This window comes from Microbacterium sp. p3-SID336, assembly GCF_025143365.1.
GTDB lineage: Bacteria > Actinomycetota > Actinomycetes > Actinomycetales > Microbacteriaceae > Microbacterium.
In genome coordinates this window covers 1-17,904 of the sequence record NZ_JALXPE010000038.1, presented here as the reverse complement: position 1 = coordinate 17,904, position 17,904 = coordinate 1, and the positions used below count along the sequence as shown (strand labels likewise).

The 17,904-nt window shown below is 72.0% G+C and carries 19 protein-coding genes; 15 read left to right on the top strand and 4 right to left on the bottom strand.

Annotated features, from left to right (window positions below):
• The first annotated feature begins 1 nt into the window (after position 1).
• From M3C17_RS12330 to M3C17_RS12280, 11 genes are all read left to right on the top strand, one after another.
• The gene (locus tag M3C17_RS12330; protein WP_259978071.1) at positions 2–559 is read left to right on the top strand and encodes a tripartite tricarboxylate transporter TctB family protein; all 558 of its coding nucleotides are present in this window, start codon (positions 2–4) and stop codon (positions 557–559) included.
• Positions 559–2,106: a tripartite tricarboxylate transporter permease gene (locus M3C17_RS12325; RefSeq protein WP_259978068.1), complete on the top strand. Its 1,548-nt coding sequence runs from the start codon at positions 559–561 to the stop codon at positions 2,104–2,106. Before M3C17_RS12330 ends, M3C17_RS12325 begins: the two co-directional genes overlap by 1 nt.
• Before the next feature lie 49 nt (positions 2,107–2,155).
• Positions 2,156–2,950 carry a sulfite exporter TauE/SafE family protein gene (locus tag M3C17_RS12320; RefSeq protein WP_259978066.1) on the top strand — a complete coding sequence of 265 codons (795 nt, stop codon included), beginning with the start codon at positions 2,156–2,158 and terminating at the stop codon, positions 2,948–2,950.
• An 84-nt stretch (positions 2,951–3,034) separates the two neighbouring features.
• Positions 3,035–3,343 carry a hypothetical protein gene (locus M3C17_RS12315; protein WP_259978065.1) on the top strand — a complete coding sequence of 103 codons (309 nt, stop codon included), beginning with the start codon at positions 3,035–3,037 and terminating at the stop codon, positions 3,341–3,343.
• The gene (locus M3C17_RS12310; protein ID WP_259978064.1) at positions 3,336–4,847 is read left to right on the top strand and encodes a cell wall metabolism sensor histidine kinase WalK; all 1,512 of its coding nucleotides are present in this window, start codon (positions 3,336–3,338) and stop codon (positions 4,845–4,847) included. The genes M3C17_RS12315 and M3C17_RS12310 overlap by 8 nt, the downstream gene beginning before the upstream one ends.
• 1 nt (position 4,848) lies before the next feature.
• Complete coding sequence (locus M3C17_RS12305; protein WP_259978063.1) at positions 4,849–5,508, top strand: response regulator transcription factor; 660 nt, start codon at positions 4,849–4,851, stop codon at positions 5,506–5,508.
• Positions 5,505–7,181 carry an SLC13 family permease gene (locus tag M3C17_RS12300; protein WP_259978062.1) on the top strand — a complete coding sequence of 559 codons (1,677 nt, stop codon included), beginning with the start codon at positions 5,505–5,507 and terminating at the stop codon, positions 7,179–7,181. The genes M3C17_RS12305 and M3C17_RS12300 overlap by 4 nt, the downstream gene beginning before the upstream one ends.
• A gap of 99 nt (positions 7,182–7,280) precedes the next feature.
• Positions 7,281–8,483: a glycerate kinase gene (locus M3C17_RS12295; RefSeq protein ID WP_259978061.1), complete on the top strand. Its 1,203-nt coding sequence runs from the start codon at positions 7,281–7,283 to the stop codon at positions 8,481–8,483.
• Positions 8,484–8,540: 57 nt separating this feature from the next.
• The gene (locus M3C17_RS12290; RefSeq protein ID WP_259978060.1) at positions 8,541–8,999 is read left to right on the top strand and encodes a MaoC family dehydratase N-terminal domain-containing protein; all 459 of its coding nucleotides are present in this window, start codon (positions 8,541–8,543) and stop codon (positions 8,997–8,999) included.
• A complete protein-coding gene (locus M3C17_RS12285; protein ID WP_259978059.1) occupies positions 8,999–9,400 on the top strand; it encodes a MaoC/PaaZ C-terminal domain-containing protein in 402 nt (133 codons plus the stop codon). Before M3C17_RS12290 ends, M3C17_RS12285 begins: the two co-directional genes overlap by 1 nt.
• Positions 9,397–10,527, top strand: a complete 1,131-nt coding sequence (locus M3C17_RS12280) for a UDP-N-acetylmuramate dehydrogenase (protein WP_259978058.1) — start codon at positions 9,397–9,399, stop codon at positions 10,525–10,527. The genes M3C17_RS12285 and M3C17_RS12280 overlap by 4 nt, the downstream gene beginning before the upstream one ends.
• A gap of 107 nt (positions 10,528–10,634) precedes the next feature.
• On the opposite strand, the gene M3C17_RS12275 is transcribed toward M3C17_RS12280, so the two are convergent.
• Both M3C17_RS12275 and ald read right to left on the bottom strand, forming a co-directional pair.
• Entirely contained in the window at positions 10,635–11,834 is a 1,200-nt protein-coding gene (locus tag M3C17_RS12275) for a pyridoxal phosphate-dependent aminotransferase (protein ID WP_259978057.1), read from the bottom strand.
• Positions 11,835–11,915: 81 nt separating this feature from the next.
• On the bottom strand, positions 11,916–13,007 hold the full coding sequence (gene ald, locus M3C17_RS12270; RefSeq protein WP_259978056.1) for an alanine dehydrogenase: 1,092 nt from the start codon (positions 13,005–13,007) through the stop codon (positions 11,916–11,918).
• 108 nt (positions 13,008–13,115) lie between these two features.
• Here ald and M3C17_RS12265 point away from each other — a divergent pair, with 108 nt between their 5' ends.
• The gene (locus tag M3C17_RS12265) at positions 13,116–13,634 is read left to right on the top strand and encodes an Lrp/AsnC family transcriptional regulator (RefSeq protein ID WP_259978055.1); all 519 of its coding nucleotides are present in this window, start codon (positions 13,116–13,118) and stop codon (positions 13,632–13,634) included.
• A 6-nt stretch (positions 13,635–13,640) separates the two neighbouring features.
• Here the strand turns inward: M3C17_RS12265 and M3C17_RS12260 are convergent, their stop codons facing one another.
• Positions 13,641–15,071: a PLP-dependent aminotransferase family protein gene (locus tag M3C17_RS12260; protein ID WP_259978053.1), complete on the bottom strand. Its 1,431-nt coding sequence runs from the start codon at positions 15,069–15,071 to the stop codon at positions 13,641–13,643.
• Positions 15,072–15,139: 68 nt separating this feature from the next.
• Here M3C17_RS12260 and M3C17_RS12255 point away from each other — a divergent pair, with 68 nt between their 5' ends.
• Positions 15,140–16,135, top strand: coding sequence for an aldo/keto reductase (locus M3C17_RS12255; protein WP_259978052.1), 996 nt, complete (start codon positions 15,140–15,142; stop codon positions 16,133–16,135).
• Between the two features lie 65 nt (positions 16,136–16,200).
• Here the strand turns inward: M3C17_RS12255 and M3C17_RS12250 are convergent, their stop codons facing one another.
• Positions 16,201–16,635, bottom strand: a complete 435-nt coding sequence (locus tag M3C17_RS12250) for a hypothetical protein (RefSeq protein ID WP_259978051.1) — start codon at positions 16,633–16,635, stop codon at positions 16,201–16,203.
• 92 nt (positions 16,636–16,727) lie between these two features.
• On the opposite strand from M3C17_RS12250, the gene M3C17_RS12245 reads away from it, so the two are divergent.
• Both M3C17_RS12245 and M3C17_RS12240 read left to right on the top strand, forming a co-directional pair.
• Positions 16,728–17,231: a hypothetical protein gene (locus tag M3C17_RS12245; RefSeq protein ID WP_259978050.1), complete on the top strand. Its 504-nt coding sequence runs from the start codon at positions 16,728–16,730 to the stop codon at positions 17,229–17,231.
• 286 nt (positions 17,232–17,517) lie between these two features.
• Positions 17,518–17,895, top strand: coding sequence for a hypothetical protein (locus M3C17_RS12240; protein WP_259978049.1), 378 nt, complete (start codon positions 17,518–17,520; stop codon positions 17,893–17,895).
• The last annotated feature ends 9 nt before the right edge of the window (positions 17,896–17,904 follow it).

Here is a 17,904-nt window from a genome sequence, read left to right as displayed (position 1 = left end):
GATGATGCACCGGTCCACCGGGACCGAGGCCGTGCGGGTCGGCGACGACCGGCCCGCACGGGGCCTCGGCTCTCTGCCGCGCGGCGAGCTCGTGTTCGCCGCGCTCATGGTCGCCCTCGGCGTGTTCGCGCTCGCCGGGGTCTTCACGATCCACGTGCCCGCGGGCGCACAGGTCGGGCCGACCGTGTTCCCGCTCTTCGTCTCCGTGCTGCTGCTGGGGTCCGCTGTCGCCGTACTGGTCGAGGTCCTGCGCGGACACCGGGGTGTCCCGGAGGAGGGGGAGGACGTCGACCAGAGCCTCCCCACCGACTGGCTCACGCTGCTCAAGATCGTCTCGCTCGTGGTCGCCCACCTGCTCCTGATCGAGCCGCTCGGGTGGGCTCCCGCCGCTGCCCTGCTGTTCGGCGGCGTCGCCTGGGCGCTCGGGGCCGGCCGGTGGTGGATGGCGCTGCTGATCGGCGCGGTCATCGCGGTGGTGGTGCAGGTCGTGTTCGGCGGGCTGCTCGGGCTGTCGCTGCCGTGGGGACCCGCGCTCGGCTGGCTGGGGAGGCTCTTCTGATGGACAGCTGGAACCTGCTCCTGGAGGGCTTCGGCACCGCGCTGCAGCCCCAGTACCTCGTCTTCGCGTTCTTCGGGGTGCTGATCGGCACCGCCGTGGGCGTGCTCCCCGGCATCGGGCCCGCCATGACCGTGGCGCTGCTGCTGCCGCTCACCTACACGCTCGAACCGGCGGCGGCGCTGATCACCTTCGCGGGCATCTACTACGGCGGCATGTACGGCGGCTCCACGACGAGCATCCTGCTGAACACCCCGGGGGAGTCGGCCTCGATCGTCACGGCGATCGAGGGCAACAAGATGGCGAAGCTCGGCCGGGGTGCGGCCGCGCTGGCCACCGCGGCGCTCGGTTCGTTCGTCGCCGGCACGCTCGCCACCGTCGGCCTCACCCTGCTCGCGCCCGTGCTGGCGCAGTTCGCGGTGAACCTCGGGCCGGCGGACTACGTCGCGCTGATCGTGGTCGCGTTCGTCACGGTGGGCGCGCTGATGGGCTCGTCGGTGTCGCGCGGCCTGCTGTCGCTGGGCGTGGGACTGTTCCTCGGCCTCGTCGGCACGGACTGGCTCTCGGGCCAGCAGCGGTACACGCTGGGGCTGCTGCCGCTCGCGGACGGCATCGACGTGGTGCTGGTCGCCGTGGGTCTCTTCGCGGTCGGCGAGACGCTGTACGTGGCGGCGCGCCTGCGGCACGGCGCGGTGGACGTGATCCCGGTCACCCGCGGGTGGCGCCGCTGGATGACGAAGGACGACTGGCGTCGCTCGTGGAAGCCGTGGCTGCGCGGCACCGCGATCGGCTTCCCGATCGGCACGATCCCCGCGGGCGGGGCCGACGTCGCGACCTTCCTGTCCTATGCGACCGAGCGCAAGCTCTCCCGCCGCAAGGACGAGTTCGGGCGCGGGGCGATCGAGGGCGTCGCGGGGCCGGAGTCGGCGAACAACGCGGCCGCCGCCGGGGTGCTGGTGCCGCTGCTGACGCTCGGCCTGCCGACCACGGCGACCGCGGCGATCATCCTCACCGCGTTCCAGACCTACGGCCTGCAGCCGGGTCCGCTGCTGTTCACCGGACAGTCGGACCTGGTGTGGGCGCTCGTGGCGAGTCTCTACATCGGCAACGTGATCCTGCTCGTGCTGAACCTGCCGCTCGTGGGCATGTGGGTGAAGCTGCTGCAGATCCCGCGGCCGTACCTGTACGCGGGCATCCTGCTGTTCGCCGCTTTCGGCGCCTACGCGCTGAACTTCGCGATCGTGGACATCCTGATCCTGCTGATCATCGGGGTGCTGGGGTACTTCCTCCGGCGGTACGGGTTCCCGGTGGCGCCGCTCGTGGTCGGCATGATCCTCGGCCCGATGGGGGAGGAGCAGCTGCGGCGTGCTCTGCAGCTGAGCCAGGGCGACCTCACGACGCTCGTGGCACAGCCGTTCGCGGCCGTCGCCTACGTCGTGCTGGCCCTGCTGATCGCGGGCGGGCTGTGGCTGCGGCGGCGGCAGCGCCGGTACGAGCAGGCTCTCACCGCGTCGATCGCGGTGCCCGTGAAGGCCGACTCGGAGGTGTGAGAGCCCGCACGGGTTCGGGGCGGGAAGAGGCCGGGAGTAGGCTGATCCGGTGAGCGATGCGCAGGTCCTGAGACGTGGGCCGCGCGCGTACGCGGCGTTCATCGGCATCGGCCTCCTCGCCGGTCTCCTCTCCGGCCTCTTCGGCGTGGGCGGCGGCACCGTGATCGTGCCGCTCCTGGTGCTGCTGCTGCAGTTCGACCAGCGTCTCGCGGCCGGGACCTCGCTGGCGGCGATCGTGCCGACCGCGAGCGTCGGCGTGATCTCCTACGCGGCTTCGGGCTCGGTCGCGTGGATCCCCGCGCTGATCCTCGCCGCGGGCGCCGTGGTGGGGGCGCAGATCGGCACGAGGCTGCTGCCGCGCATCTCGCAGACGGCGCTGCGCTGGGGCTTCGTCGCCTTCCTCGTGGTGGTGATCGTCAGCCTGTTCCTGGTGATCCCGTCGCGCGATGCCGCGTTCGAGCTCACCTGGCTCACCGGCATCGCGCTCGTCGGCGTCGGTGTCGGGACCGGGATCCTCGCCGGACTCATCGGCGTGGGTGGGGGCGTGATCGTCGTGCCGGTGCTGATGCTCGCGTTCGGCACGAGCGACCTGGTCGCCAAGGGCACGTCCCTGCTGATGATGATCCCGACCGCGGTGTCGGGCACCATCGGCAACCTCCGCAACAGCAACGTCGACCTGCGCGCCGCGGTGCTGATCGGCGTCTCGGCGTGCACCACCACGGCCCTCGGCGCCTGGCTCGCGACGATCGTGAACCCGACCGTCGGCAACATCCTGTTCGCCGCCTACCTCGTGGTGATCGCGGTGCAGATGGCGATCAAGGCGATCCGCGGCCGCAAGCGCTGAGCTGCGGGAGTGCCGGTCGCCAGGATGAGGACTTCTTCATCCTGACCTCATCTCCTCATCATCCGCGCCCGGCACGATGGAGCCATGACCACCGCACGACGCATCCTGATCCCCGGCGCACTGATCGCGGTCCCGGTCGCGTTCGCGCTGGGGAGCGTGGCCCTCGCGCAGATGCCGCCGTCGCCGCACCTGCCGGAGGAGCCGCTGACCGTGCGTCTGGCCGAGCCCTCGGCCACCCCGGCCCCGGCCCCGGTGTCTCCGGTCACGCCCGTCGTGCCGGCTCCGGTCCCTCCGCCTCCGCCGGCCGCTCCCGCCCCGCCTCCCGCTCCGGCGCCTCCCGCCCCGGCGCCGCCCGCCGACGACGATGACGACGACGGCGTCGACGATGACTGACGCCGCGACCACCGTGCCACTCCCGGTCTCGACACCCCCAGCCGCGGCGGAGCCCGCCCCCGCTCCGCTGCGCACGCTCCGGCGCCGGACGCTGCCCGCGCGCTGGCGGATCACGCTCTGGATCATCCTCAGCACCATGATCACGGTGCTCGCCGTCGGCCTGATCGGGCGCAGCATCTTCCTCGCCGGGGTCGAGCAGACCGCGAACGTCGAGATCGAGCAGGAGGCGGCGGAGTTCGCGCGCTTCGCGGAGGATGCCGCGGCGGGCGGACTCACCACGGCCGAGGAGCTTCTGACCGAGTACGTCGCCCGGCAGTCCGTGCACGAGAACGAGGTCGTGGTGGCGGCGCTCGAGGGCGAGCCGATCGCCGTGGCCGAGGACACGGGATCTCGCACACTCGACACCCACGCTTCCCTCGTGAACCGCCTGCTGAACGACACCGCGATCTCGGGATCCCTGGACACCCCGACGACCGGACCGCTGCGGTGGGGTCGCATGGACTTCACGGGCGGCGGCCAGGACGGCTCCGTGCTGATCGTCCAGTTCACACAGGAGCCCAGGGCGCAGGTGGACGCCAGCTTCGGCGCGATCGCCTGGGTCGCCCTGATCGGCGTGCTGCTCAGCTCGGGCGTGGCCTGGCTCGTGGCCGGGCAGATCCTCGCCCCCGTGCGCGAGGTGTACCGGGTCGCACGCGACATCGGCGAACACGACCTGACAGCGCGTGTGCCGGTCGAGGGCAGCGACGACATCGCGGCGGTGGCAGCCACGTTCAACCAGATGCTCGACCGGCTGGAGGCTGTGCACGCCACACAGCAGCGATTCGTGGACGATGCGGGGCACGAGCTGCGCACGCCCATCACGATCGTCCGCGGCCAGCTGGAGCTGCTCAGCGAAGACCCCGAGGAGCGTGCGGCGACCCTGCGCCTGGTGAGCGAGGAGCTCGACAGGATGAGCCGCATCGTCACCGACCTGCTCGTGCTCGCCCGCGCCGAGCAGCCCGACTTCGTGCGCTCGGCCGCCTGCGACGTCGCCACTCTCACGCTCGACATCGAGGCGAAGGCGCAGATGCTGGGCGACCGCCGCTGGCAGCTCATGGAGGTCGCCGAAGGCGTCGTGCCGCTCGACCCGCAGCGGGTGACCCAGGCCGTGCTGCAGCTGGCGGCCAACGCGGTGCAGGTCACCCGCGACGGCGACACGATCCGCATCGGCTCCCGGTTCGAGGGCGAAGGGGAGTCCCGTCGCCTCCGACTGTGGGTGCAGGACACCGGGCCCGGCGTGGCCCCGGCCGACGCCGAGCGCATCTTCGACCGCTTCACCCGGGGCGACAGCGCGGGAGGCCGCCGCGGCTCCGGACTCGGGCTCGCGATCGTGCGCGCCATCACCGACGCCCACGGCGGCTCCGCCTGGGTCGACAGCGTGCTGGGGGAGGGCGCCGCATTCGGCATCGACCTCCCGGCGCCCGACCCCGTCGCCACGCACACCCCGGACGAAGGGACGCTCTGACATGCGCCGCATCCTCATCGCGGAGGACGATCCGCACATCACCTCGTTCGTGCGCCGCGGTCTGCGCGCAGCCGGGTACGACACGGCCGACGCCACCGATGGGCACACCGCGCTGCTGATGGCACGCAGCGGGTTCTTCGACCTGGTGGTGCTCGACATCGGCCTCGGCGGCATGGACGGCTTCGAGCTGCTCGCCCACCTGCGCGGCGAAGGGGTCACGACGCCCGTCATCATCCTCACTGCGCGCGACTCGGTGATCGACACGGTGCGCGGCCTGGAGGGCGGCGCGAACGACTACATGACCAAGCCGTTCCAGTTCGCGGAGCTCCTCGCGCGCGTGCGGCTGCGGATCGGGGACGGCGAGGGGCGCAGCGGCGGCGCCTCGCTCACGCACGGGGACGTGAGCGTGGACGTGCGCGCCAGGACCGTGACGGTGGCCGGCGAGGTGCGCGAGCTCACCTCGCGCGAGTTCGCGCTGCTGGAGGTTTTCCTGCAGAACGCGGGGCAGGTGCTCTCGCGGGATCAGCTGATCGGCCATGTGTGGGGCATGGACTTCGACCCCGCCTCCAATGTGGTGGACGTGTACGTGCGGGCGCTGCGGGGCAAGATCGGCGCCGAACGCATCGAGACCGTGCGCGGAGCGGGGTACCGGTTCCGATGAGCACCCCGACCTCGACCCCCGTGCCGACGGCGCCTGACTCGGGCCTCGTCGCCGCGGCACCGGCCGCCGGCCTCGCCGACACGGCTCCCGCTGCCGCTCCCGCCTCTGCCGCTCCCGCCTCGGCCGAGGGGCGCACGCGCTTCGCGACGCTCCCGCCGCACGCCCGGACGACCTCCCCGCTGCCCTCCGTGCGGAGGAGGGGAGGACCGCGCCGCCGGCTCCCGCTGCGAGTGTTCGCGCTCGCCGTCGTGCTCACGGGGTGCGTCGCGCTGGTCGTGGCCGGCGCGCTCGGCGGCACCGGGGCCCCGAAAAGCGCGGATGGGATCACGCTGCCGGTCGCGCTCACGGTGAGCGTGTTCGTGCTGGCCGTCTGGGCATGGAGCGCCACCGACCTCGACGACACCCTCGTGGCGTTCCTCGCCGCCCTCGCCCTGATCGCGGTCGGCGTGCTCCCCGTGGAAGACTTCTTCGCGTCCCTCGGCGACGAGACCATCTGGCTGCTCATCGGAGCATTCGTGATGGCCACCGCGATCTCCTCCTCCGGGCTCGCCCTGCGCGCCGCCGCACACCTCGTGCGCTTCGCGCGCGGGCCCCGCAGCCTGTTCCACCTGACGACGGTCGCGCTGACCCTCTCGGCGTTCGCGGTGCCCGCCACCTCGGGCCGGGCCGCGCTCGCGGTCCCCGTGCATGCGGCGCTGTCCACCGCGCTCGACGGCCGTCCGCGGGTGGTCAGGGCTCTCGCGCTGCTGATGCCGACCGTGGTGCTGCTGTCGGCGGTCGGGTCGCTGCTGGGCGCCGGCGCACACCTGATCACGGATCAGCTGCTGCGGGCCTCCGGCGAGCAGGGCTTCACGTTCCTGACCTGGCTGTGGCTCGGGCTGCCGCTGGCCGTGGTGTCCTCGCACCTCGCGTGCGAGCTCATCCTCTGGCGCTTCCTCGCCCGCGCGGACAGGGCGCGGGGAGTCCGCGTCACCCCGGCGGACATCGAGCGCGCGTCCGGGTTGCGGGTCACCGGCCCGCTCACAGGGCTGGAGCGGCGGGCCACCCTGCTGCTCGGCGCCGCCGTGCTGCTGTGGAGCACCGAGCCGCTGCACGGGCTGCCGCCGGCCCTGGTCGCCCTGCTCGGCGCGGTGGCCGCGGTGACCCCGGGCATCGGCTGCACGACGCTGCCGACCGCCGTGGCCCGCGTGCCGTGGTCGCTGCTGCTGTTCCTCGCCGCGACCCTCGCCCTCGCCGCGGCGCTCACCGGCTCCGGTGCGGCGGAGTGGCTCAGCACGAGCGCCCTGGAGCCCCTTCGCGGCCTGGGCGCGGCGGGCGCCGTGGGGTTCCTGCTGGTCGTGGTCGCCGTGTCGACGGCGGCGCATCTGCTGATCCCGTCCCGGTCCGCACGGTCGGCGGCGATCGTGCCCGCGGTGATCGCGCTGGCCCCCGGTCTGGGCGTGGAGCCGATGGCCGCGGCGCTGGCGTCCACCGCGGCGGCCGGGTTCTGCCACACCCTGCCCAGCTCCGCGAAACCCGTGGCGATGTTCGCCGACCCCCAGGTGGTGCAGGGCGGCTTCGACCGCGGCGACCTGCGCCGGCTCTCGGTCGTGCTCGCCCCGGCGATGTTCGTGCTGGTCGCCGTGTTCGCGCTGTGGATCTGGCCGCTGCAGGGTCTGCCGCTGCTGCGCTGACCCGTCCGCAGTCCCCTTTCGCGTGCGCCGCCGGTGCACCGCTGTTCGTCGCGCCCGAACCAGGGCCGCAGCGCCTCAGGGCGCAGAAGGAGGTACCCCATGTCCATCCACGCTCCGCAGCGCATCCTCGTCGCCCCGAGCGGCTTCAAGGAGAGCCTCGACGCCGCCGCCGTGGCCCGTGCGATCGCCGCCGGCGTGCGCCGGGTCATCCCGGGCGTGCGCGTCGACGAGTTCCCCGTGCCCGACGGCGGGGAGGGGACGGCGGCCGCGCTCGCCGCATCCACGGGCGGGCAGCTGGTGCCCGCGACAGTGACAGGGCCCGTGGGGCAGCCGGTCGCCGCGCACTGGGCGCGACTCGGGGGAGCCGCGTCGGGAACCGCCGTGGTCGAGATGGCCGCCGCGGCCGGGCTCCGTCAGGTCCCGCGGGACCGGCGCGATCCCTCGGCGACCACAACCCGCGGCGTGGGCGAGCTGCTGGCCGCCGCACTCGACGACGGTGCCGAGCGCATCGTGGTGGGCTGCGGCGACTCCGGGACGAGCGACGGGGGAGCGGGTGCTCTGGCCGCCCTCGGGGTGCGCATCCTCGACCGGCACGGGCGCGACGTGCGGCCGGGCGGCGGGCATCTCGCCGACGCCGTGGAGCTCGACTTCACGGCCGCGCATCCGCGGCTCGCCGAGGTGGACCTCGTGCTGGCGTGCAACATCCACAACGTGCTGTGCGGTCCTCGCGGGGTGGCACGGGTGTTCGGCCCGCAGAAGGGGGCGACGCCCGACCAGGTCGAGCGGCTGTCGGCGGGACTCGAGGTCTGGGCAGCGCTGCTGCACGAGCAGGCTCCGTTCGGGCCGGAGCTCGACGTGCGCGCGGGCGGCGGGACCGGGGCGTCGGGCGGGCTGGGCGCCGGGCTGGCCGCGGCGTTCGGGGCGCGGCTGGCGTCGCGATTCGACGTGCTGCTGGACGGCGGGCTGCTCCCGCACGACCTCGACGGGCTGATCGCCGCCGCCGACCTCGTGATCACGGCGGAGGGAGCGATCGACTTCCAGACCCCGCGGGGCAAGGTGCCGGCGGAGATCGCGCGGCGCGCACGGCTCGCCGGCGTCCCGGTGCTGGGGCTCGCGGGCTCGCTGGGCCGCGGAGCCCCGGCGGTGCACGACATCGGCATCGACGCGATCGCCTCGATCCTCACCGTGCCCATGCCGCTGGAGGAGGCGGTGGAGCAGGGGGAGGAGCTGCTGCGCGATGCCGCGGAGCGCACCATGCGGCTCGTGCTGCTCGGCTCCGCCATGTCCGCCAGGGCTGCCTGAGCCTTTGCTCCGGTGCCCGGCGGGGCCGGTGTCCACGGGCCTCGGTAGGATCGAGGGGTGGCAGTGAACCAAGATCTGATCGGCCGGGAGTTCCCGCCGACCGCCCCCTACCTGGTCGGCCGGGAGAAGGTGCGCGAGTTCGCGCGCGCCGTCTTCGCCGACGCCCCGCAGCACCTCGACGTCGAGGCGGCCCGCGCCGCCGGGTATGCGGATGTGGTCGCACCGCCGACCTTCGCGATGGTCATCCAGGACCAGGCTCTCCAGCAGCTGCTGGGCGAGCCCGATTCGGGGATCGAGCTGTCGCGCACGATCCATGCCGAGCAGCGCTTCACCTACACGCGGCCGATCGTCGCGGGGGACGAGCTGTCGGCGCGACTGCGCGTCACCGGCATCCGCATGATGGGCGGCAACGCCATGATCACGAGCGAGTCGGACATCGCGGACGCCGAGGGCGCGCACGTCGTCACCGCGATCAGTGTGCTGCTGGTCGGCGCCGAGGACGAGGAGGCCGTCTGATGGGGTTCACCGTCGGAGACGTGATCGCCGAGCGCACCGTGCACCTGACCAGGGAGTCGCTGGTGCGCTACGCCGGCGCCTCGGGGGACTTCAACCCGATCCACTACCGTGACGATGTGGCCGCGTCGGTCGGGCTGCCGGGCGTGCTCGCCCACGGCATGCTCACGATGGGCGTCGCGTCGTCGGTCGTGGTGGCGGCCCTCGATCCCGCCACCCGCATCCTCGACTACGGCGTGCGCTTCACCAAGCCGGTGGTCGTCGACCCGGTCGACGGCGCCGACATCCACGTGGTCGCCACGGTGGGCGTGGTCGACGAGGACACGGCGCGCATCGACCTGAAGGTCACGTTCGACGACGCGACCGTGCTGGTCAAGGCGCAGCTGCGCATCGCCGTCCGATGAGGGAGGTGGAGCCGCTGCGGCTGGCCGAGCTCACCACGCTGCGCACGGGCGCGGCGCCGGAGCGCATGCTCGAGGCGACCACGACCGAGGGTCTCGTGGAGGCGCTGCGCGAGACGTGGGAACGCGGAGACGCGTGGCTCGTGCTCGGCGGCGGCTCGAACCTGTTCGTGGGCGACGAGCCCTTCGAGGGCACGGTCATCCGCGTGCGCACCAGCGGCATCGAGGAGCTGCCGTCCCCGCATCCCGGTCGCATCCGCCTCCGCGTACAGGCCGGTCATGGGTGGGACGAGCTGGTGGCGTACGCCGTGGAGCACGGCTACGCGGGGCTCGAGGCCATGAGCGGCATCCCCGGCACCGTGGGGGCGTCGCCCGTGCAGAACATCGGCGCCTACGGGCAGGAGATCCAGGAGACGCTGGTCGAGGTCGACCTGATCGACGAGTCGACCGGCGCCATCTCCACCGTGCCTGCTGCCGACCTCGGGCTAGGTTTCCGCACCTCCGTGCTCAAGCACCACCACGGCAGCGAGCCGGCCCGACGAGCGGTGATCCTCTCGGTGACCGTCGACCTGCTGATCGCGACCGAGCGGGTCGTGCGCGGCGAGCAGCTGCGCAGGGCACTCGGTCTCACCGACGACGCTCCCGTCCCGCTGACGTGGGTACGCGAGCGCATCCTGGCGACCAGGGCATCGAAGGGCATGCTGCTCGACGAGCACGACCCGGACACGCACGGCGTGGGGTCCTTCTTCCAGAACGCGATCGTGTCGGCTGCGCAGGCGCGCTCGCTGCCCGCCGAGTGTCCGCGCTGGCCGGTCGCGCCCGACCTCGACACCGTCACGGTCATCCCGCTGTCCTCCTACGAGGGGCATGTGCCCGCCGCCAAGGCCGAAGCGCCGGACGTGAAGGTGAGCGCGGCGTGGCTGATCGAGCAGGCCGGCATCCGCAAGGGGTTCAAGCTGCCGCGTTCGCGCGCGTCCGTGTCCACCAAGCACGCGCTGGCGCTGACCAACCGCGGCGGGGCCACGGCGGCCGAGGTTGCCGAGCTCGCCCGCTTCATCCAGAGTCGCGTGCACGCCGAGTTCGGGCTCGTCCTGCAGCCGGAGCCCGTGCTGCTGGGCGTCGAGCTCTGAGCGCGGTGGCGCTTCCCGCCCGGCCCTGAGCCGCCGGTTTCACGCCGAGACCCCCTCGTTCCTGCGCCCGTACGAGGGGGTCTCGGCGGAAAAACGGTGTCTCGGCGTCAGGCGAACAGACGCTGGAGGCGCTGCACGCCCTCGAGCAGCTGCTCGTCGCCCAGGGCATAGGAGAGCCGCAGGTACCCGGAGGGGCCGAACGCCTCGCCCGGGACGACGGCGACCTCGGCCTGGTCGAGGATGAGGTCGGCGAGCTCCAGCGAGGTGGTCGGCGTGACGCCGCCCCACGTGCGGCCGAGGAGGCCCTGCACATCGGGGTAGACGTAGAACGCGCCGAGCGGGTTCGGCACCACGAGGCCGTCGATCTTCGACAGCTCCGATACGATCAGGCGACGCCGGCGGTCGAAGGCCTCGCGCATCTGCTCGGCCTCGGTCTGCGGACCGTTCAGCGCCGCGATGGCCGCCTTCTGCGCGACGTTGTTCACGTTGCTCGTGAGGTGGGACTGCAGGTTGCCGGCGATCTTGATGGCGTCGGCGGGGCCCACCATCCAGCCCACACGCCAGCCGGTCATGGCGTAGGTCTTCGCGACGCCGTTCACGAGGATGGTCTGGTTCGCGACCTCGGGCACGGCCTCGACGATGGAGGTGGACTTCACGCCCTCGTAGGTGAGGTTCTGGTAGATCTCGTCGCTGATGATCCAGATGCCGTGTTCGAGCGCCCACTCGCCGATGGCCTTCGTCTCCTCGGCGGTGTACACCGAACCGGTGGGGTTGGAGGGCGAGACGAACACGAGCACGGTGGTGCGGTCGGTGCGCGCGGCCTCCAGCTGCTCGACGGTCACCTTGTAGTCCTGGTCGGCGCCGGCGAACACCTCGACGGGCGTGCCGTCGGCGAGGCGGATGGCCTCGGGGTAGGTGGTCCAGTAGGGCGCGGGCAGGAGCACCTCGTCGCCCGGGTTCACCACCGTCTGGAACGCCTGGTAGACGGACTGCTTGCCGCCGTTCGTCACGATGATCTGCGCGGGGGACACCTCCAGTCCGGAGTCGCGGAGCGTCTTGGCGGCGATGGCCTCGCGCAGCGCCGGGAGTCCGGGTGCGGGCGTGTAGCGGTAGCTCGCCGGATCCGCGAGCGCCTCGGCCGCGGCATCCACGATGAACTGCGGCGTCGCGAAGTCGGGCTCGCCCGCGGCGTAGGAGATGACGGGCTTGCCCTCGGCCTTGAGGGCCTTCGCCTTGGCATCGACCTTGAGGGTCGCGGACTCGGCGATGGCGGACAGCTTGCGGGAGAGAGGAGCGCGTTCGGTCACGGTTACGAGCGTACTCGGGTCACTGCGGGCGCCGACATGTCGGCACCAGCCAAGATCCCCGGTTCTTTCGGGTCGGGAAGGTCACTCGGCGAGACCGTGCGCGCGGGCGACGGCGTCGAGCGTGATCCGCCCGCCCTGCACGTTCAGACCCTTCGCGAGCGCGGGGTCCTCGGTGGCCGCCCGCTCCCAGCCCTTGCCCGCGATCGCCGACACGTACGGCAGCGTGGCGTTCGTGAGCGCCCTGGTCGCGGTCTCCGGCACGGCGCCCGGCATGTTGGCGACGCAGTAGTAGATGGAGTCGTGCACCGCGAACGTGGGGTCGTCGTGCGTGGTCGGCCGCGACCCCTCGAAGCAGCCGCCCTGGTCGATCGCGATGTCGACGAGCACCGAGCCCTTCTTCATGCCCGCGACCATGTCGTCGGTCACGAGCTTGGGCGCCGCGGCGCCGGGGATCAGGACGGAGCCGATCACGAGGTCGGCCGTGGCGAGCTCCTCCGCGATGTCGTAGCGGCTGGACGCGCGGGTCTCCAGCGCGCCGCCGTAGCGGTGCTCGAGTTCGCGCAGGCGCGGGAGCGAGATGTCGACGACGGTGACCTTCGACCCCAGTCCGAGGGCGTTCGCCGCGGCATGCTCGCCGGCGACGCCGCCGCCGATCACGACGGTCTTCGCGCGGGGGGTGCCGGCGATGCCGCCGAGCAGCGTGCCCCTGCCGCCCTGCGAACGCAGCAGCGAGTACGAGCCCATCGTGACCGAGAGGCGTCCGGCGATCTCGCTCATGGGCACGAGCAGGGGGAGGGTGCGGTCGGGCAGCTGCACCGTCTCGTAGGCGACCGCGGTGGTGCCGGCGGACACCAGAGCCTCGGTCAGCGGGCGGTCGGCGGCGAGGTGCAGGTAGGTGAAGAGGGTGAGGTCGGAGCGCAGGAAGCCGTACTCCGCGGCCACCGGCTCCTTGACCTTGATGAGCAGGTCGGCCTCGCCCCAGGCTTCTTCGGCGGTGTCGACGATCTCGGCACCGGCGGCGCGGTACGCGTCGTCCGTGATGCTGGAGCCGACCCCGGCGCCGGACTGGACGAGCACGCGGTGACCTTCGTGGACGAGCCGGTCGGCGCCCGCGGGAGTGAGCGCGACGCGGTTCTCGTTGTTCTTGATCTCTGTCGGGACGCCGATCTTCATCGATCCTCCTGGTCTCGGGGTGCGAGGGGCGCAGACCAGAATCGCAGAAACGTCGACGAAGCGACAGAATCAGTGAAAGGAATTCGGCTGATGTACGAATCCTGAATAATGCTTCGTATGGAGACCACTGCATCCGGCTCGACGCCGAACAGCCTTCGGGCCCCCGCGCTGGACCCGACCGATGCCCGCATCGTGCAGCTGCTGACCGCGGACGGGCGGATGACGAACGCCGAGCTGGCCGGGCGCCTCGGCGTCGCCCCCTCGACCGCGCACGCCCGCCTCCGCGCCCTGATCGACCGCGGCGTCATCACCGGCTTCCACGCGAGCGTGGACGAGCGGATGCTGGGTGCCGGGCTGCAGGCGATCATCGGCGTGAGCCTGCGCCCGAGCGCCCGCCGGGAGAGCATCGTCGAGTTCGCCGATCGCGTGCGCGCCCTCCCGCAGGTGATCCAGGTGTTCTTCCTCGGCGGGGACGACGACTTCCTGCTGCATATCGCCGTGGCCGACTCGTCCGAGATGCGCGAGTTCGTGCTGGAGCATCTGTCGGCGCAGAGCAGCGTCGCCTCCACCAGAACGAGCATCGTGTTCGACTACCACCGCAACTCCGTGGCGGCGCCGTTCCACTGACGCGGTTCAGACCCGCGCCGCGCGCAGGACGAGGGCGAGCCGCGCCGCCGCCTCCTCCACCAGGGCGTCGTCGAGGTTCCCGTAGCCGAGGACGAGCGCCTCGGACGGCTCCGCGGCGACCGCGTACCGCTGCAACGGTGTGAGCGCGGTGCCGAGATCGGCGGCTGCCGACACGACCGCAGCGGCCGTGCACCCGGCGGGCAGATGCAGCACGAGGTGCATTCCCGCCGCGATGCCGGACAGCTGCAGACCGGGCAGCTCGCGGGCGAGCGCATCCAGCAGCCGCTGGCGCCGGCGGCGGAACCGCGTGCGTCCGGCACGCAGATGCCGCTCGAAGTCGCCGCGCGTGAGGAAATGCGCGAGGGCCGCCTGGTCCACGAGCGACGGAGGCCCTGCCGCAGGGGCGAGCGCGAGCTGCGGAGGCCGGAGCATCCAGCCGACGCCGAGCGCGGGGGAGACCGACTTCGACAGGGACCCGATGAGCGCGACCCGGTCGGGCGCGAGGCGCTGCAGCGCCGGGACGGGGCGCCGGTCGTAGCGGAACTCGGCGTCGTAGTCGTCCTCGATCAGCAGTCCGTCGACCGCGCGGGCCCAGCTCACCAGCTGCTCGCGGCGGGCGGGCGAGAGGGCGGCCCCGAGCGGGAACTGATGCGCCGGAGTGACGAGGGCCGCGCGGGCGCCGGTCTGCGCCGCGAGCTCGACCACGCGGTTCGTGTCGATCCCGTCCGCGTCGACAGGGACCGGGATCGTGCGCAGGCCGTTCTCCTCCGCTTGCACCCGCAGGCGCGACCAGCTCGGATCCTCCACGAGGAGAGCGCGATGGCCACGGCGGTGCAGCTCCCGGGTGAGGAGGTCCATCGCGTCGGTCGCGCCGTGCGTGATCGTGACGTGAGCGGGGTCGGCGGCTGCATGCCGCGAGCGGGCGAGGTAGGCGGCGACAGCCTCCCGCGCGGACGGATGCCCGGCCGCGGGTGCGGTGGCGAGGTCGCGGTCGGGCAGCTCCGACAGCGCCGCCCGCAGCGCGGACGCCCACCGCGCACGCGGGACCGCGCGCAGGTCGGGGATGCCGGGGCGCAGGTCGTACCGGGTGCGGGGCTCTGGCGCGGTGCCGGGCGCCTCCACCTCCCGGCCGACCGTCGCCGCCGCCCGGAGCCCCGCCGTGGAGTTCTCGGCGACGCGGGTCGCCGAGCCGGTGCGGGCATCGAGCACCCCTTCGGCGACCAGCTGACCGTACGCCTCGGTCACGACCCACCGGGACACCCCGAGCGTCTCGGCGAGCGTCCGGCTGGGCGGCAGCGCGGAGCTCGCTGCCAGCCGCCCGTCCTCGATGGCCCCTCGCAGCGCCGCCTCCAGGCGGTCGCGCAGCGGCCCCTGACCTGACGACGGGCCGAGGTCGATGAGGGTCTCCCATCCGAGGATTGGCCTGGTCTTCTGCATCGTGATTGGAGTGTATCGCCGAACCGATATCTCCCTAGCGTGGAGCCGCCCCCGAGAAAGGAAACCCCATGCAGTACCGCACACTCTCCGACGGCCGCACCTCGTTCCAGGTCTCCACCCTCTGCCTCGGCGCCATGAACTTCGGCACGCGCACCGACGAGGCCACCTCCCGCGCGATCCTCGACCGGTTCGTCGAGGCCGGCGGCACGTTCATCGACACCGCGAACAACTACAGCCTGTGGGCGGGCGGGACAGGGCGCGACAGCGAACAGCTGCTCGGCCGATGGATGGCCGAGCGCGGCAACCGCGACGACCTGCGCATCGCCACCAAGCTCGGCGCCGCGCAGAAGGACCCGGCGCTGCCGCTCTCCAACACGCCGCCCACGAACTTCGAGGGGCTGTCGGCCGAGGTCATCCGTCGCCAGGGCCCGGAGAGCGCGCGGCAGCTCGGCATCGAGCACATCGACGTCCTCTACGGGCACGTCGATGACACCGAGGTCCCGCTCGCCGAGACGGTCGGCGCGTTCGGCGAGCTGCAGCGCGCGGGACTGATCGGCATCGCCGGCATCTCGAACGTGCCGACCTGGCGCGTGGTCGAGGCGCGCGAGGAGGCCCGCCGTCAGGGCGTCGCACCCTACGGCGTGGTGCAGCAGCAGTACAGCTACCTCTATCCCGCTCCCCGGCTGGGCCGGAACAACTTCGTCACGCCCGGGCTGCTCGACTACGCGGCCTCCACCGGCACCGACGAGCGCCCGCCCCTCGCGATCACCGTGTACTCGCCGCTGCACCAGGGAGGGATCGCCCGGCTCGACAAGCCGCTGTGGGGCGGGGTCGACCACCCCACCAGTCACGCGCGGCGCACGCTGCTGCACGAGGTCGCCCGCGAGATCGGCGCCACCCCGAACCAGGTCGCGCTGGCCTGGCTGCTCGGCGCCGAGGTGCCGGTCATCCCCGTGGTCGGGGTGTCCAGCGTGGCGCAGCTCGACGAGGCGCTCGGGGCCGCCGACCTGGTGCTCGACGCCGACGTGCGCGCCCGCCTCGACGCGGAACCCGGCGAGGCCTGATCCCGGCGCGGCAGAAGGCCCGGCACCCCCACGGGAGCCGGGCCTTCACTCGTGCGCGGCGCCGCTCAGGTCTCGAAGGACGACGGCACCGCGCAGTAGTCCGCGAAGCGGCGGGTGGGATGCGCGGGATCCGTCACGTCGACGAGGGCGTTCGCGGCGGTGTGCGGCGGCTCCTCCCCGGCGAGCTGCCACAGCACGTAGTTCCACATGCCGCGGGCGGTCGGCGACACGAGCGCGCCGGGACCGGACACCAGCAGCACGCGATCGGGCTCCCCCTCTGCGCGGAACGGCGCCACGATCAGGGCCCGCAGTGCAGTCTCATCCACGTCCGCGACGTGCGCGCGCACCACCGTGGGTCCGGCCGCGGTCAGGGCTGCCGCGAGCCCATCGGCGGCCACCCGGGAGCGCTCCGCGTCGGCGCCCGCCACCGCGAGCAGCCGCGCCCCGCGCGGGTAGAGGTGCAGGAACTCCTCGGCGATCCCGGTCCACACATCGGTCATGCACCCAGGCTACGCCCGCCCTGCCTTAGGTTGACGCCCCACTTCAAGCATGCTACCTCTTAACATGTTACACAATACCAATTCAACGATGAATGGGGTTCGAAGTGCGCAACTGGCTGATTGGATTCAACAGGCCATTACGACCGCTCGCTGTCGCCGGGGTGGGCCTTCTCCTCGGAGCCGGAGCCGGGGTCGGAGCCGCGCCGTCGTCATCACAACCCGACCCCGCGGCGGTTGAGGCTGTTGCCTCCGCCGATCCACTAGCGGTCAGTGCTGTCGTCGATGATCCGTTGCTGGTGGGCCGCACCACTGAACTCACTGTTAATGAGCATGCCGTCGAAGTGTCCTCTGACCCCTCGCGCGCCGTCGCCGTGGGGACTGGCGACGACATGGTCGAAATTGCGTTGCCATTCTCGGATGCTGCGGGTCAAGGATTGTCGACGCAGGCTGGCACCGTGACCTTCGACAACACGAACGAGACAAGCAGCGTTGTTCTCCTGCGCGAGGATGGATCGGTGCAGGTCGCAACGGTGATCGAGAGCGACTCTGCGCCAAGTCGTTTTGAGCCTCATTCAAGTCGTAGATCATGGTGCTGAATATGTGTACCCAGTTGTCGCTGATCCTGCTTACACGACGTCGGTGACCTACTTGAGTCGGGCGCAGGTTGTCAGTATGTATAAGGGGCTGAAGAACCTCGGCGGCGTCTGTGGGCTCTTTCCGATTCCGTACCCGGCAAGCATCACATGCGCTGGTCTAGCTCCGGCTCCGGAGATTGAGAAAGCGTACTGGCAGCACCTGCGGATTCGAGTGACGTACTACAATTGCGGATTCAACTACTGCAGCAGTACGAAGTTCAGCGCGGTCAAGTAGAAGGAACTTCTGATGCGTATCAGGGACGCGTCGTCGCAAGCGGGGTATGTGCTCCTCGTGCTGATCGGGCTCACGTTGACGGTGATCCCGCTCGGACTCATCGCCTTCGACGTGGCGTATGCGTGGGGTGTCGTGGGCCTCGCGCTCGCCATGATGGTGTCGGCCCGGACGTTCCGGGGGCGCGGGGAGATCGATGACCCCCGCCCGTGGTGGCGGCTGACGACCTATCGCCGCAACAGCGTCCTCCTCGGCATCTTCCTCGTCGTCCAGAGTGCTGCTGCAGCACTCGGCGCGCAGGCCTCGCCGAACCCTCCGCTCGTCCTCGCCGGTGGTGCGGTGCTGCTGGTGCTCGCCGCGTTGTACTTCCACTCGGCGATCCGCCTGCGGTGACACCCCAGG